The following is a 14122-nucleotide window of genomic DNA, read 5'->3' as shown; positions in this document are numbered from 1 at the left end:
GGATGAGCCAGACCCCAAAGATCGGTGCCTTGGCTGTCGTGCTGCACGATGGCCAGGTACTTATGGTGCAACGCAGCAAGCAACCCGATCAGGGGTTGTGGGGCTTTCCAGGCGGCCATGTGGAATGGGGTGAAACGGTTCTGGACGCCGCCACCCGCGAGCTGCGGGAAGAGACCGGTGTGATTGCTGAGCCTTTGGTCTATCTCGACAATCTCGACCTTTTGCTGCGCGATGATAGCGGGCAGACCCGGGCGCACTACCTGCTGGTCGGAGTTGCGTGTCGCTATGTAACCGGCACGCCTGTCGCTGCAGACGACGCGCAGGACGCTCAGTGGTTTCCGGTGGACCAGATCACCAGCGGCGACCTGCCAATGAGCGACCGCGTTCCCGATCTTTTGCGGCGTGCTTTAGAGATGGATCAAGCCTCGACCCGATCCGACAAGCGTGCATAAAGCACGCTGGACAGCACGACACCTACCAGCAGGATCACGGTCGCACCCGCTACGAAAACGCCAAAGCCCATTTGCAACACACTTGGACCTTCGGCGGCTGGGTAGAGACCCGAGAGCAGCGCCAACGGCGCACCTGTCACTACGGGCCAGATCATCGAGGCCCCCAGCCAGATCGCCAACGCTGCGCCCGTTGCGCGCACGGCATTGCGCACCACCCTGTCCGGCGCTCGCAAGGCCCGTCTCATCGATGTCATCGGGCGTGAGATATCGTTCAGGATGGCCAGCAACGCAGGCACCAGCAGCAGGATCAGGGCCATGCCAAAGCCCAGCCCATAGACCAGTGTGATCACGGTCGGTTTCAAAAACTGCGCCTGCTGCGAACTTTCATACATCAAGGGCGTCAGCCCCAGTACCGTGGTCAGCGTGGTCAGCATCACAGGCCGCAAACGATCTGCCGTACCTTCTACGATTGACGGCACCAACCCGCGCTCTTTCCGGTATCCGTCGATTGTGGTCACCAGAACAATCGAGTCGTTGATGATGATCCCGGTCATGCCCAACAGGCCGACGACGGTGAACATGCTTAACGGCACGCCCCACAGGTAATGCCCCCAGATCGCGCCCACGAGGCCAAAGGGAATGATCGCCATGACCACCAAGGGCCTTGTCCAACTGGCAAAGACCCAAGCCAATACCAGATAAATTCCGGTCAGACACAGGATCAGGCCTGTGCGGGCCTCGGACAGGAATTCATCCTCCTGCTCACTCAGGCCAGCCATGCGCCATTCGACCTGCCGTTCGGCGGCGATGTTTGGCAATATCTCTTCGCGCATGACGCGGGCGATTTCGGCAGCCTGCGCCGGGTCGTCCTCGGAAATATCACCATTCACCGAGATGACCCGCAGACCATTTTCGCGCCGGACGGTCGAGAAACCCGATTTACGCTCGACCGAGACGATATCGGCGAGCGGGACATAAACGCCATCCGGAGTCCGCATCAATGTGCGTTCGAGAAAATCAGCAGTCAGTTCGCCCTCGGGCAGTTCGATCCGAATCTCGGTGCTACGCGGACCATCCGGGAAGGTCGCGGCCTCAATCCCGTTCAGCCGGTTTCGCAACACGCGGCCCAGTGTTTCGATGCGGAAACCCAGCGCCTGGCCCTGCGCGGTGAGGTCCAGAATGAACTCTTCCTTGTCATAGGCGAGGTTATCCTCGAGCGCTGAAACTTCAGGGTATTTCGCGAGTTCCGCCTGGAGGTCCTCGGATGCAGATTTCAACGTGTTCACATCCGCACCGTAGAACTGCACGTCAATCGCATCGCCACCGGGCCCTGAACGCCAACCACGGAAGCTAAGCAGCTCAACCTTCGGGTGGCGCGGCACGAAATCCTGCAGCTCGCCCACAAATTCAAAGCTGGAATAGGGGCGCAAGTCGGCATCGATCAGCTCGATCGAGATGCCGCCCAGCAAATCGTCATCCTTGCCGTCCGCCGCGCGCAGCCCCCATCCGGCCGAACCGCCAACCTCGGCTAGAACGTATTCGATCGGGTTGCGGCCATGGCGTTCTTCGTAAACCTGACCCAGTTCTTCCGTGGCTTTCTGGACCATGCGCATCATTTCCAGCGTCTCAGCGCGCGTCGCCCCTTCGACCATGATGAAATTGCCAGTGACCGAACCGCGTTCCGGTGCGTTGAAGAACCGCCAATTCACATCGCCCCGGATAAACAGAGCAATCTGGCTGGCCAGGATCACCACCATCAGTGCAACAACCACATAGCGTGCCCAGACCACCCACGCGACCAGCGAGCGGAACAGGTGGTCGCGCACCCAGCGGAAGCCCTTGTTTACAACCCGGTTAGGCCAGTCATACCAATGCTCCTTAGCCGAATGCGCGATGGCATGGGCCATATGGTTCGGCAGGATCAGGAAGCATTCGATCAACGAGGCAATCAAGACAGCGATAACGGTGAACGGGATGTCTCGGATCAGCTCTCCGAAGCGGCCACCGATTGCGGTGAGGCCAAAGAAGGCGATGACCGTGGTCACTGTTGCAGCAAACACCGGCATCGCCATTCGGCGGGCAGCGCGTTCTGCGGCGACGATTGGCGCTTCGCCCAAACGGCGGGCACGGAAATCAGCGTGCTCTCCCACGACGATGGCGTCATCAACCACGATGCCCAAGGTAATAATCAGACCGAACAGAGACACCATGTTCAGCGACAACCCGCCCAGATACATCAGCGCAATCGCCGCAGACATTGCCACCGGAATACCGGCAGCCACCCAGAAAGCGATGCGGGCGTTCAGAAACAGGAAGAGTAGACAAACCACCAGCCCAAGCCCAACCAGCCCATTGTCGACCAGAATATCTAGTCGGTCGGTGATCGCTTGTGCGCGGGTGCGAATCAGCTCAATCGTGATACCTTCGGGCAGGCTGGCCTGCATCTCGGCCACGACATCCTCGACATCGCGCTGGATACCTATGGCATCGCCCAAATTGGACCGGTCGACGCGGATCGACATCGCCGGATTGTCACCAACGAAATAGCTGCGGTTGCGCGTGACCCCTTCGACCCGAATTTCAGCCACATCGCCCACAACCAGCTTTGAACCATCGGCAAAGTTGCGCAGGGCGATACCTTCGATCTCTTCCGGGGTGCGTTTCTCAACGCCTGTCCGAATACGCGCATTGGCACCTGTGACATCGCCCGCGGGGTTCGCGGTGACTTCTGCCGCAATGGCCTCGGCAATATCCGAAAGCGAGATATCATTGGCGATCAACTGTGCGGTGGGGACTTCGACCACCACACGCGGCGCGGCCAGTCCCCGGATCGTTGTCCGCGTGACACCAACCGCAAACAGGCGGCTTATCAATTCATCGGTGAATTTGGCCAGTTGTTCAGCTTCGATGGGCCCCGTGATGACCACATCCGTGACACGATCCCGCCAAGCGCCGCGCCTGATGGTTGGTTCCTCGGCCTCTTCGGGCAGGTTGGTGACGCTATCGACGGCGGTCCGGACCTCCTCAACCGCGCGAGACATGTCCCAGTTCGGCTCAAACTCCAGCCGGACCTGCGCCGTTCCCTCGCGTGAGGTCGATTCCGTGCTGGCAACGCCCTCAACCGCCAAAAGCGCAGGTTCCAGCAATTGGATGATGCCATTGTCGACATCCTCGGGGCCTGCGCCGTCCCATTGGACATTCACATCGACGCGTTCGAGAATCACATCAGGAAAGAACTGTGCCCGCATGTTGGGGATCGCGGCGGCCCCCAGCACCAGCATGATCAGCAGCAACAGATTGGCCGCAGTCCGGTGCCGGGTGAAATAGCTGAGGATACCGCCCGCCGCGTTGGGAATGTCGCGGATCATCGCGCTTAGCCCCCGGCCCGATTGTCATCAAGACGGCGTATTAGGGTGGCGGGCACTTTGGCCTCGCTCAACTGGCCCAATACTTGGGCTTTGTCTTCCTGAGACATGGCATCACTGGCCTCGACCTGAGCCACAAGCTGAGCGCGCTTTTCGTCCGAAAGCTCGACCATGCCCGGATCAGCTTCGGCATTCGCCTCAATCCGTAGGGGCCGCACACGTACACCCGAACCCAGCAGAGGCGTCCGGCCAATCACAACCTCGCGGCCTTCCAGGCCTTCACCACGCAAAAGCACCTCATCGCCCTGACGACGGATCAATTGCACAGCCAACGGTTCCAGCCGGTCATCGGGGCCGAGAACAAGCACATTGCCCGTGGCGTCCAGAACCGAGGATGGCAGACGGACCACATTATCGAGCGGCTGTTCTTCAATCGAAACGGTGACAAAATCCCCCGGCTTGAATCCCGGCGCGTCGTCGAGACGCGCATAGATCAGACGCCCGGTTTGCCCTTCACCCGCCGCGCCACTATCGCGACTGATCCGGCCGGTGGCAGTGAGATCGGTCCCCGTGACCTCAAGCGATACAGTCACCGGGGCTGAGATCAGATCACCTTGCGCGTCCAGCAACCGCACGAATTGCGCGGTGGAAACCCGAAACGCGACCTCAAGCGCATTGGGGTCGACGAGTTCGGCCAGCTTTTCGTTGGCCGCGACCAAGCGGCCTTCAACCAAAGTGACCTCGGTCAGCGTCCCATCAAACCCGGCATGGATCGTCATATCCTCCAGGTCACGCTCGGCCCCTTCCAACGCGATACGAGCCCGCGCAAACAAGGTTGCTGCCTGATCCACACGAGATTCGGCCTGCGCCAAAGCGATCCTGCGCGCGAGAACTGCCTGATGAGCCGATGTTGCGGCCAGTTCCGCTTCTTCGACGCTTGCAGCAGCCCCGACACCACGTGTCTGCAGATCCTGCTGGCGCTGCAGCGCCCGGTCACGCAGTTCGGCCTGTGCCTCGGCTGATTTCAACTCATCCTGCGCCAACAGCAGCGAGCGTTCGGCGTCCCGCTCTTCAAACTGGGCATCCAGAAGATCGGATTTGGCACGGTCCAGAGCAGATTGCATATCGGCTGGGTCCAGTTCGACCAGCAATTCTCCCGCCGTTACAGTACCGCCATCTTCAAAATCTTCGGCCAGTGATACAACGCGCCCACCCAAGGCCGCGCGCAGCTCTAACCGGCGGCGGCTTTGAATCTGGCCAAACGCTTCCAGATAAGGAGTGACGGTTTCCGGCTCGGCGGTTCGTACGGTAACGGCGAATATGCGTTCCCGCGCCTCAGGTGCCTGATTGTCCCGCGTCAGCACATCCTGAACCGCGCCCGAGATCATCTGTGCGGCAACGATCAACAGGCCCAGCGTCAGAAACGCCAGGAAGACCCCAACAAGGCTTTGCCGCAGAAATCGCATCGGTCACTCACCTTTGGTCGCACACGCTGCCTTCCGCAAAGGTAGCCGGGTCGCAAAAAATGCCAAGCCACAAAGCGGTTATGATCCGTTAAACGCAGAACCAGTCTACTTCCGTCGCAGGTGTTCGTCCAATCTGGGCATTATTTCAACGAAATTACAGGGCCGGTGGCGATAATCGAACTGCTTCTCCAGAATCGCATCCCAAGCGTCTTTGCAGGCACCCGGGCTGCCCGGCAACGCAAACAGATAGGTTCCGCCTGCAACTCCGCCTGTGGCGCGTGACTGCACGGCAGAAGTACCTATCTTTTCCATGGACACGATGGTGAAAACGGTGCCAAACGCTTCGATCTCTTTTTCATAAACGTCCCGGTGCGCCTCGACTGTAACATCGCGACCCGTCAGACCTGTGCCGCCGGTCGAGATCACGACGTCGATTTCAGGATCCGCGATCCAACTGCGCAATTGCTCGGCAATCTGGGCGCGTTCGTCCTGAATGATCTTGCGGTCCACCACTGAATGTCCAGCCGTTTCGATCCGGTCGACAAGCGTCTGGCCCGAGCGGTCGTCGTCCAGCGAGCGAGTATCCGACACAGTCAGAACCGCAATGCGGACGGGGATGAACTCAATGCTTTCGTCAATGCGCGACATATGTCGTCAAGCCCTTTCCATAATGGCAAGCCGGATGGCAAGAGCCGCGAATATCCCGCCCGTGACCCATCCAATGATACGTGAAGCGCGTGGGTTTGAGATCAAAATGCGCCCTGCTCCGCCCGCAAAGATACCGACCACCCCGTTCACCAGAATGCTGCCTAAGGTGATAATTGCACCAAAGGTTAGGAATTGCAGCAGAACCGGGCCGTTTGCTGGGTCCACGAACTGAGGGATAAAGGCCAAAACAAACAGAATGACCTTGGGATTGGTCAGGTTCACCAGCAACCCCTCGCGAAACGCGAAATGAGCAGGCTTGATTGCTGCATCGTCCGACACTGCCCCTTTCCGGATTGCGCCCCATGCAAGAACCAATAGATAAGCAACGCCCATCCACCGGATAACGTCAAACAGCCAAGGCACGGCTGATACCAACGCCCCAAGTCCAAGCCCCGCCAGCAAAACTTGCACCATCAGACCCGTCGAAACACCGAGGCTGGCCATCATCGCTGGGCGTGACCCAGACCGTAACCCTTGCCCGAAACAGAACATCATGTCAGCGCCGGGTGTGAAATTCAGCACCAGTGCGGCTGGGATGAAGGCCATCAATGTCACTGTGTCGATCACGTTGTTACCTCGAACCAATGTGGTTTTGGGCCCAGATTGGCGATCTGAGACCGCCCGAGCATGCCGCGGTATCCCCAACTGTCGTGGATATGACCGCAAAAGACAAAATCGGGCTGGATGCGTTCAACCGCGTCCCGAACTGCGGTCGAGCCGACCGACACATCTTGTGATGTCACATCCCCATATCCTTTTGGCGGAGAGTGCGCGATCAGAACATCCGCAGCCTCGCACCGGTCCAGCAGTTCCGATGCTTCAGCTTCAGTAAGATCGCAGGACCAGTCTCCAAAAGGCGTCACCGGCACGCCGTAGCCCAGCCCGAACAGGCGCAGACCATCCAATGTCATGCCCGTCCCGTGCAGAACATGCGCGCCTTCGGGCGCAGCGGCTGTCAGTTCCTCGGCGCTCTCAGCGTTGCCCGGCACCAGGATCAGCGGCGCTGCAATGCCCGACAGCATCTGCATCGCTTCATTCAGGCCCCGCCGCGCATTGCAAAAGTCCCCCGCACCGATGACAAGATCAGCCTCGGCGCTAGCGACCACCAGATCAGCGGCCCGGTTGCGCGCCATATGAAGATCGGAAAACGCCAGAACTCTCATCCCGCGCCCCTCAGCCTTGCTTGCAAATCCAGCAAATCGGCCCAGGCCTGACGTTTCATCTGCGGTTGACGCAGCAGGTAGGCCGGGTGGAACATCGGGATGACCGGCAGGTTCAGCGCCTGATCCCATTTCCCGCGCAGCCGCGTGATACCGCGTTTGCCCAGCAAGGCCTGACAGCTAATATTGCCCATCACCACGAGCACCTCGGGCTTGGCCAACGCCACATGCCGTTCCAGAAACGGCTTCATCATGCCAATCTCTTCCGGCTTGGGATCGCGATTCTGCGGGGGCCGCCACGGCAACACGTTGGTAATGTAGACATTCTCGCGCCGATCCAGATCAATCGCGGCCAGCATCCGGTCCAGCAATTGCCCAGCGCGCCCGACAAAGGGCTTACCTTCGCGATCCTCATCACGGCCGGGCGCTTCGCCGATGATCATTACCCGTGCACCGGGGGTGCCATCGGCAAACACCAACTGCCGCGCGCCGCGTTTGAGGTCGCAAAGATCAAACGCCTCCATCGCCGCACGCAAATCGACGAGCGATCCAGCGGTTTTCGCCGCCTGTTTTGCAACAGCTGCGGCATCGACCGGCTCTGGTTTTTTCGCAGGTTCAACCGCAGCTGGTTTCTTAGCCTTGGCCGCTTTGTCCGGCAACGCATAGCGATCTACCGGCGCGTCGCCGATCGCCTCGGTTGCGCCCAGCTCGATCTGCCATTCCAGCAGCGCCCGCGCGGTATGATGGTCCAAGCCCGATTCCATAACCCTCAATCTAACCAGCTTTTGACCGAGGGAAAGCGAATAGACCTTGCCATGGCACAGGGTCGCACCGACCATGGCAGGGTCATGCTGTCATTTCTGCGATTCCTTCTGATTGCTCTATTGCTGGCAACCTCTGGCGGTTCGGCGAGTGCGCAGCTGTTTGATCGGGATACACAATGCCGCGCCGGACAGTTGCAATGCGGGCGCGGTTGTTGCCCCGCAGGCCAGCGCTGCAGCTTTGATGGCCGCTGTATCCCGCCGGGACACACCTATTGTGGAGGTGGGCGCACCTGCGGCCCGTTCGAGCGCTGCGTGGCAGGAGGAACCCGTTGCGCCCCTGCTGGGGCGAATAAGTGCACCTCGCGCTTGGATTGCCCCGGTGGTAGCTTCTGCAACGGACGCGGTGAATGCGAGCGCAGCAGACCGGATTTGGTCCCCGCTCCACCCACAACCTGCGCCGATGGCAGGAGTTGCGGAGCCGGTTCATCCTGCTTGCCGGGCGGCGGATGTTCGCGCCCCGGCTGGTTTCTGTGTGAAGAAACCGGTTCGCAATGCCGACCCGGCTTTAAATGCTCTGCTCATCAGGGCTGCGTTCCGATCAAGGCTATCGATTGCGGCTACGGCAAGTGGTGCAAACCCGGCGAACAATGCCTGCCCGAAGGTGGATGCGAGAAACTGCCCGAAGGGTCGGAACCTTAGGTTGCCTTGGCCTGCATGGCTTCCTATAAGCGGTCCGATTGTCAGACAGGAGCCCGCCCATGCGTTTCGCCCATCGTCACCTTCTTGGCATCGAGCATCTGTCGCAATCCGATATCACCGCTATCCTTGATCTGGCCGAAACCTATGTCGATCTGAACCGGCAATCGACTAAGCATTCCGATGTGCTGTCGGGCCTGACTCAAATCAACATGTTCTTTGAAAACTCGACCCGCACGCAGGCGAGTTTCGAAATTGCGGGCAAGCGATTGGGCGCGGATGTGATGAACATGGCGATGCAGGCCAGTTCGATCAAAAAGGGCGAGACGCTGATTGATACAGCAATGACGCTGAACGCAATGCATCCCGATCTGCTGGTGGTGCGGCATCCTCATTCCGGCGCGGTGGACCTGCTGGCGCAGAAGGTAAACTGCGCCGTGCTGAACGCAGGTGACGGGCGGCATGAGCACCCGACGCAAGCCCTGCTGGACGCGCTGACCATCCGCCGTGCCAAAGGCCGCCTACACCGGCTGAACATCGCGATTTGCGGAGACGTGGCGCATTCGCGCGTGGCGCGCTCGAACCTGATCCTGCTAGGCAAGATGGAAAACCGCATCCGCCTTATCGGTCCACCGACTTTGGTCCCGTCGCAATTCGCGGAATTCGGGGCCGAGATCTATGATGATATAAATGAGGGTCTGAAAGACGTCGACGTTGTGATGATGCTGCGTCTTCAGAAGGAACGGATGGACGGCGGCTTTATCCCCTCGGAACGCGAATACTATCACCGCTACGGTCTGAACGCTGAAAAGCTGGCGCTGGCCAAGCCAGACGCCATCGTGATGCACCCCGGTCCAATGAACCGCGGGGTCGAGATCGACGGCACTCTGGCCGATGACATCAACCGATCCGTCATTCAGGAACAGGTCGAGATGGGCGTTGCTGTCCGCATGGCCGCCATGGACCTGCTGGCGCGCAACGTGCGAGAAGCCGCATGAACGATCTGATCATCGCCCCCCATGAGCGCGGTGTGATCCGCCTGTTCTCGCTGGACATGCGCCCGGAAGAAGCAAAATTCCTGCGCGAACCGGGGGCTGTTGATCAGGTGTTGGGTGTCGAGGGGCTGGATCCAGAACAGATCGACATTTTTCCGGTATCCGACCTCGAAGATCTCGGGCTTTATGGCTATCTCAGCGAAGGCTGTGGTGTCTCGGAAGACCAGTTGGATCGCGCGAAGTTGGACGCCATTGAAGGCTGGGTGATGGTCCTGCGCAGTGCGGCGCTGGGTGGTCGATCTGCAACCCTTTCCCTCGATCTCCGCCTGCATCTGATTGGCCTGTTCACCGAAGAGGCTACCAACTGGTCCGGCGGCACGATTGAGACCGAAAGCGCAAAACCGTTCTCGGCCGCGCAAAGCCCGCCAGTGGATAATAAACCAAGCCGCATCGGTTCAGCCGTCATTGCCTTGCTGATTCTGATCGCCGTCGGAGGTGCCTTGTGGCTGATCCTGTGACCTTCTCCTCAGACAAGGGCGCTTATGTCCGCACCAACGCATGGCTCGCCGCCTTTGCAATGGCGGCCGCAATGGTCGTGCTATGGTTGATCGGCAATCCTTACGTCTGGACCGGCGCACCCGCAGGGTTGGCCGCCATCACCATCCGCGCTTGGTATTTGGCTTCGGAAGAACTGGTCGCCAAGTGGGAAATGACGGGCACCACTCTCACTGGTCCTGGTCCGCGTAAGGTGGCGCTGAACCAAATTCAGGCGGTCAATACCATTGGCAGCTTTGTCCAGATCGTCACAAAAGGCGGCGACAAGCACCTGATCAAATATCAGGCGGACCCCGCCGCCACCAAAGCTGCAATCGAAAGGGCCATGGCATGAGCAATCTGATTTTTACTAACGCTCGCCTGATCGACCCCGAAGCTGGCACAGATAGCATCGGCTGGCTGCAGATTGCCGATGGTCGGATCGCAGCGCTTGGTGAAGGCACGGCCCCAGACGCTGACACGCAGGTGGTCGATTGCGGTGGGCAGTGCCTCGCCCCCGGCATTGTCGACATTGGCGTCAAGGTCTGTGAGCCCGGTGAGCGGCACAAAGAAAGCTATAAATCCGCAGGTCTGGCTGCGGCTGCAGGGGGTGTGACAACCATCGTCACCCGTCCCGATACTCTGCCTGCCGTCGACACACCCGAGACGCTGGAGTTCGCCACCCGCCGCGCGCAAGCGGACGCTCCGGTCAACGTTTTGCCAATGGCCGCCCTGACCAAAGAACGCGAAGGGCGTGAGATGACCGAGATCGGGTTCCTGCAAGACGCAGGGGCCGTGGCGTTTACCGATTGCGATCATGTCGTGACCAACACCAAGGTGTTTTCTCGTGCCCTAACTTACACTAAATCCTGCGGCGCACTGGTCATTGCGCATCCGCAGGAGCCGGGGCTCAGCGCTGGAGCTGCAGCCACCAGCGGCAAGTTCGCCGCTCTGCGAGGCTTGCCCGCCGTATCGCCTATGGCTGAGCGGATGGGACTGGACCGTGACATCGCCTTGCTTGAAATGACCGGAGCCGCCTATCACGCCGATCAGATCACCACGGCCCGCGCCCTGCCCGCACTGGAACGCGCCAAGCGCAACGGGCTGGACATCACGGCAGGCACGTCAATCCACCATTTGACACTGAACGAATTGGACGTGTCCGATTATCGCACCTTCTTCAAGATCAAGCCCCCGCTGCGATCCGAAGATGACCGGCAAGCCGTGATCGAAGCGGTGCGAACCGGTCTGATCGATACGATCAGCTCGATGCACACGCCGCAGGATGAGGAAAGCAAGCGACTGCCGTTTGAAGAGGCGGCCTCGGGCGCGGTGGCGCTGGAAACACTGCTGCCTGCTGCGCTTCGGCTATATCATTCCGAACAGCTGGACTTGCCGACCCTGTTCCGCGCCATGGCCCTCAATCCGGCCAAACGGCTGGGGTTGGAGAGCGGTCGCCTGGCCCTAGGCGCGCCTGCCGATCTGGTGCAGTTCGACCCGGATGTTCCCTTTGTTCTGGACCGATTTACGCTGAAATCGAAATCGCAGAACACACCGTTTGACGGTCAGCGGATGCAGGGTAAGGTCACCGCAACCTTTGTCGCTGGACAAGAAGTGTACCGGAGAGCCTGATGCCCCTGATCGACAGCACAATGACTCAGCTCATCCTGTGGGCCGCGTTAGGATACCTGCTTGGGTCCATACCCTTTGGCATGATCGTCGCGCGCGTGATGGGTCTGGGAAATCTGCGGCAAATCGGGTCGGGCAATATCGGTGCAACCAACGTCCTGCGAACCGGCAATAAGGCAGCGGCAGCGCTGACATTGCTGTTTGATGCAGCCAAGGGTGCCGTTGCTGTTCTGCTGGCACGCGCTTTGGCTGGTGAAGATGCCGCGCAGATCGCCGCATTGGCCGCGTTCCTCGGGCATTGCTTTCCGGTCTGGCTGGGCTTCAAAGGCGGCAAAGGCGTTGCGACCTTTCTGGGCCTTTGGCTGGCACTTGACTGGCGCGTGGGTGTCGCCTGCTGTTTGACATGGCTGGTCGCAGCGCTGATCTGGCGTATTTCGTCCGTTGGTGCGCTGGCCGCCGCCGCCCTATCCACCACCTGGATCATGGTGCTGACAGATGGCAGTACGTTCATTCTTGGAATTGCTCTGACCCTACTGCTTTACTGGCGGCACAGCGCCAACCTTGCGCGGATCAAGGCAGGGACAGAGCCGAGAATCGGTAAATCGTGACCGCGCCCAGCGCGTTGCTGAAAGCGTTCCATGATCTGCCTGTCGGCACGTTCACCGGAACGGCTGGCCCACATAGATATGTGGTTTCACATCAAATCATGGCGGGTGGGAAATCTCACAAACTGGTGGCCCATCAACTGGGCAGCCCGGACTACATCAGCCTGAACCTTTATCTAACACAGAAAAGCGGCGCATTGCTTCGCCCCTGCGAAATGCCTGCGGAAAAGGTGATAGATTTTGTCCTGGCGCTGGTGCCTGACGTGCAGGAATGAACAACCGGTCTTTGTGATTGCACAATCACAATTGATTGCTTTGAACGTGATCGGGCCATTCCCCAACTGGGATTTTGTGACGGCCAATTACAGGCGTCGCGACAATCAAATCCGGTTCGCCCGGGCAAAATTACAGTGCTCTTCAGCGAGCCTATTCACGAAAGGTGAAGTCATGAACACGTTCAAATCCATCATCAGCGGAGTCGCGCTGTCTGTTGCGATCGCAAGCTCAGCAATGGCGGCTGGCGTTGAAATCAACGCAAGCTCGACCGGATTGGCAATGCAGGGCTATGACCCGGTTGCCTATTTCACCGTTGGCGAAGCAACCAAGGGTGATTACAAAATCACCACGCTGCACAACGACGCCCTGTACCGTTTTGCATCGGAAGAGAACAAAGCCGCTTTTGAGGCGAACCCAGAGGCCTATCTGCCTGCTTACGGCGGCTATTGCGCATTTGGCACCGCAATGGGCTTCAAGTTCGATGGTGACCCGAACTACTGGAAAATCGTCGACAACAAGCTGTATCTGAACCTGTCACAAGACATTCAGGAGCGTTGGGAAGGCGACATTCCGGGCTTTGTTGAGAAAGCCAGCGCGAACTGGGAAGACATCGCCGACAAAGACCCGGCTGAACTACAGCAATAATTCGCTGACAAGACCTTTGTGCATCGGCGGCAGATCGTATCTGCCGCCGATCTTCGTTTGAAGGCATCATGTTTCACCCTATCTACCATATGAGAAAAGAGCCCAACCTGAGTGGGCCCACTCCGGGGCACCGGCCAGAATAAAGTTGTTCGGGACAGTCAAAACATCACTGATCCGGCCTAAGGGCCGGAACGTAGATTCAATCATAACGCTGCCATTAGATTTGATTGGCAGCAGGTTTCGAGCGAAAGGAATGAGACGATGACAGGAAGATTGGCACTGATCACCTCGGTCGCCGTATTGGCCGCGGGATCCGCCATGGCGCAATCCTCAGGCAACTGGACTGGATTCTACGGCGGTGCACAGTTTGGTTATGCGGACATCGACACAAACGTATCAGGCGTCGACGGCGATGGTGCGATCGGCGGTATCATCCTTGGATATGATTACGATCTGGGCGATTGGGTCGTCGGAGGTGGCTTCGACTATGACTGGAGCGACGTAGACCTTTCCGGCGCTGCCACGGTTGAGAATGTCTGGCGGCTCAAAGCGCGCGCGGGCTACAAGGTGAACCCGCAGGGCCTGCTTTATGGCACCGCCGGTTATGCCGATGCGGATACCGATAATCTGGGCAGTGACGATGGCTGGTTCATCGGCGCAGGCTATGAGCAGATCGTAGCCCCCAATATCAGCGTTGGAGGCGAGATTCTGTATCATGAGTTCGACGACTTCAACTCATCGGGCGTCGATGTTGACGCAACTACAGTTCAACTGCGTGTAGCATATCGGTTTTGATGAGAAAGTAGGGCCCGGCTATTTGCGCCGGG

General features: G+C 59.2%; 15 protein-coding genes. 9 read left to right on the top strand and 6 right to left on the bottom strand.

Translation table 11 applies throughout. The features are described 5' to 3' along the window. Nucleotides 1-2: 2 nt before the first annotated feature. Nucleotides 3-452: an NUDIX hydrolase gene (locus ACR0AY_RS13025; RefSeq protein WP_170513822.1), complete on the top strand. Its 450-nt coding sequence runs from the start codon at nt 3-5 to the stop codon at nt 450-452. Here ACR0AY_RS13025 and ACR0AY_RS13020 read toward each other — a convergent pair. The 6 genes from ACR0AY_RS13020 to ACR0AY_RS12995 all read right to left on the bottom strand — a co-directional run bounded on the left by ACR0AY_RS13020 (nt 419) and on the right by ACR0AY_RS12995 (nt 7915). Beyond that, the gene (locus tag ACR0AY_RS13020) at nt 419-3820 is read right to left on the bottom strand and encodes an efflux RND transporter permease subunit (RefSeq protein ID WP_170513819.1); all 3402 of its coding nucleotides are present in this window, start codon (nt 3818-3820) and stop codon (nt 419-421) included. The two genes, ACR0AY_RS13025 and ACR0AY_RS13020, sit on opposite strands and share 34 nt — an antisense overlap. A gap of 5 nt (nt 3821-3825) precedes the next feature. Next, nucleotides 3826-5283 carry an RND family efflux transporter gene (locus ACR0AY_RS13015; RefSeq protein ID WP_170513816.1) on the bottom strand — a complete coding sequence of 486 codons (1458 nt, stop codon included), beginning with the start codon at nt 5281-5283 and terminating at the stop codon, nt 3826-3828. Between the two features lie 105 nt (nt 5284-5388). Further along, nucleotides 5389-5931: a molybdenum cofactor biosynthesis protein B gene (gene moaB / locus ACR0AY_RS13010; RefSeq protein ID WP_170513813.1), complete on the bottom strand. Its 543-nt coding sequence runs from the start codon at nt 5929-5931 to the stop codon at nt 5389-5391. Nucleotides 5932-5937: 6 nt separating this feature from the next. Beyond that, the gene (locus ACR0AY_RS13005; protein WP_480454244.1) at nt 5938-6558 is read right to left on the bottom strand and encodes a LysE family translocator; all 621 of its coding nucleotides are present in this window, start codon (nt 6556-6558) and stop codon (nt 5938-5940) included. After that, nucleotides 6555-7154 carry a metallophosphoesterase gene (locus ACR0AY_RS13000; RefSeq protein WP_170423648.1) on the bottom strand — a complete coding sequence of 200 codons (600 nt, stop codon included), beginning with the start codon at nt 7152-7154 and terminating at the stop codon, nt 6555-6557. Before ACR0AY_RS13000 ends, ACR0AY_RS13005 begins: the two co-directional genes overlap by 4 nt. Beyond that, the gene (locus ACR0AY_RS12995; RefSeq protein WP_170514155.1) at nt 7151-7915 is read right to left on the bottom strand and encodes a uracil-DNA glycosylase; all 765 of its coding nucleotides are present in this window, start codon (nt 7913-7915) and stop codon (nt 7151-7153) included. Before ACR0AY_RS12995 ends, ACR0AY_RS13000 begins: the two co-directional genes overlap by 4 nt. A gap of 758 nt (nt 7916-8673) precedes the next feature. Here ACR0AY_RS12995 and ACR0AY_RS12990 point away from each other — a divergent pair. From ACR0AY_RS12990 to ACR0AY_RS12955, 8 genes are all read left to right on the top strand, one after another. Next, complete coding sequence (locus tag ACR0AY_RS12990) at nt 8674-9609, top strand: aspartate carbamoyltransferase catalytic subunit (protein WP_170423645.1); 936 nt, start codon at nt 8674-8676, stop codon at nt 9607-9609. After that, the gene (locus tag ACR0AY_RS12985) at nt 9606-10124 is read left to right on the top strand and encodes a hypothetical protein (protein WP_170423643.1); all 519 of its coding nucleotides are present in this window, start codon (nt 9606-9608) and stop codon (nt 10122-10124) included. Before ACR0AY_RS12990 ends, ACR0AY_RS12985 begins: the two co-directional genes overlap by 4 nt. Then, entirely contained in the window at nt 10109-10495 is a 387-nt protein-coding gene (locus ACR0AY_RS12980) for a hypothetical protein (protein ID WP_480454241.1), read from the top strand. Before ACR0AY_RS12985 ends, ACR0AY_RS12980 begins: the two co-directional genes overlap by 16 nt. Next, nucleotides 10492-11772 carry a dihydroorotase gene (gene pyrC, locus ACR0AY_RS12975; protein ID WP_170513810.1) on the top strand — a complete coding sequence of 427 codons (1281 nt, stop codon included), beginning with the start codon at nt 10492-10494 and terminating at the stop codon, nt 11770-11772. Before ACR0AY_RS12980 ends, pyrC begins: the two co-directional genes overlap by 4 nt. Beyond that, entirely contained in the window at nt 11772-12377 is a 606-nt protein-coding gene (gene plsY, locus ACR0AY_RS12970; RefSeq protein ID WP_170513193.1) for a glycerol-3-phosphate 1-O-acyltransferase PlsY, read from the top strand. Before pyrC ends, plsY begins: the two co-directional genes overlap by 1 nt. Then, entirely contained in the window at nt 12374-12649 is a 276-nt protein-coding gene (locus tag ACR0AY_RS12965) for a hypothetical protein (RefSeq protein WP_170513807.1), read from the top strand. Before plsY ends, ACR0AY_RS12965 begins: the two co-directional genes overlap by 4 nt. A 172-nt stretch (nt 12650-12821) precedes the next feature. Next, nucleotides 12822-13295, top strand: coding sequence for a YHS domain-containing (seleno)protein (locus ACR0AY_RS12960; RefSeq protein ID WP_170395661.1), 474 nt, complete (start codon nt 12822-12824; stop codon nt 13293-13295). A 261-nt stretch (nt 13296-13556) separates the two neighbouring features. Continuing rightward, entirely contained in the window at nt 13557-14090 is a 534-nt protein-coding gene (locus tag ACR0AY_RS12955) for a porin family protein (RefSeq protein ID WP_170395659.1), read from the top strand. Nucleotides 14091-14122 lie beyond the last annotated feature (32 nt).

The organism is Ruegeria sp. A5, from assembly GCF_056543005.1.
Note: the sequence above shows the minus strand (reverse complement) of the source record. Positions and strands in the feature narration are given on the sequence as shown.

What these genes read in the sequence shown, in the direction of transcription:
- ACR0AY_RS13020 (WP_170513819.1), bottom strand. Translation starts at nt 3,820, where the DNA reads ATGATCCGCGACATTCCCAACGCGGCGGGCGGTATCCTCAGCTATTTC.
- ACR0AY_RS12985 (WP_170423643.1), top strand. Translation starts at nt 9,606, where the DNA reads ATGAACGATCTGATCATCGCCCCCCATGAGCGCGGTGTGATCCGCCTG.
- ACR0AY_RS12960 (WP_170395661.1), top strand. Translation starts at nt 12,822, where the DNA reads ATGAACACGTTCAAATCCATCATCAGCGGAGTCGCGCTGTCTGTTGCG.
- ACR0AY_RS12995 (WP_170514155.1), bottom strand. Translation starts at nt 7,915, where the DNA reads ATGGAATCGGGCTTGGACCATCATACCGCGCGGGCGCTGCTGGAATGG.
- ACR0AY_RS13025 (WP_170513822.1), top strand. Translation starts at nt 3, where the DNA reads ATGAGCCAGACCCCAAAGATCGGTGCCTTGGCTGTCGTGCTGCACGAT.
- moaB (WP_170513813.1), bottom strand. Translation starts at nt 5,931, where the DNA reads ATGTCGCGCATTGACGAAAGCATTGAGTTCATCCCCGTCCGCATTGCG.
- pyrC (WP_170513810.1), top strand. Translation starts at nt 10,492, where the DNA reads ATGAGCAATCTGATTTTTACTAACGCTCGCCTGATCGACCCCGAAGCT.
- ACR0AY_RS12990 (WP_170423645.1), top strand. Translation starts at nt 8,674, where the DNA reads ATGCGTTTCGCCCATCGTCACCTTCTTGGCATCGAGCATCTGTCGCAA.
- ACR0AY_RS13015 (WP_170513816.1), bottom strand. Translation starts at nt 5,283, where the DNA reads ATGCGATTTCTGCGGCAAAGCCTTGTTGGGGTCTTCCTGGCGTTTCTG.
- plsY (WP_170513193.1), top strand. Translation starts at nt 11,772, where the DNA reads ATGCCCCTGATCGACAGCACAATGACTCAGCTCATCCTGTGGGCCGCG.
- ACR0AY_RS12955 (WP_170395659.1), top strand. Translation starts at nt 13,557, where the DNA reads ATGACAGGAAGATTGGCACTGATCACCTCGGTCGCCGTATTGGCCGCG.
- ACR0AY_RS13000 (WP_170423648.1), bottom strand. Translation starts at nt 7,154, where the DNA reads ATGAGAGTTCTGGCGTTTTCCGATCTTCATATGGCGCGCAACCGGGCC.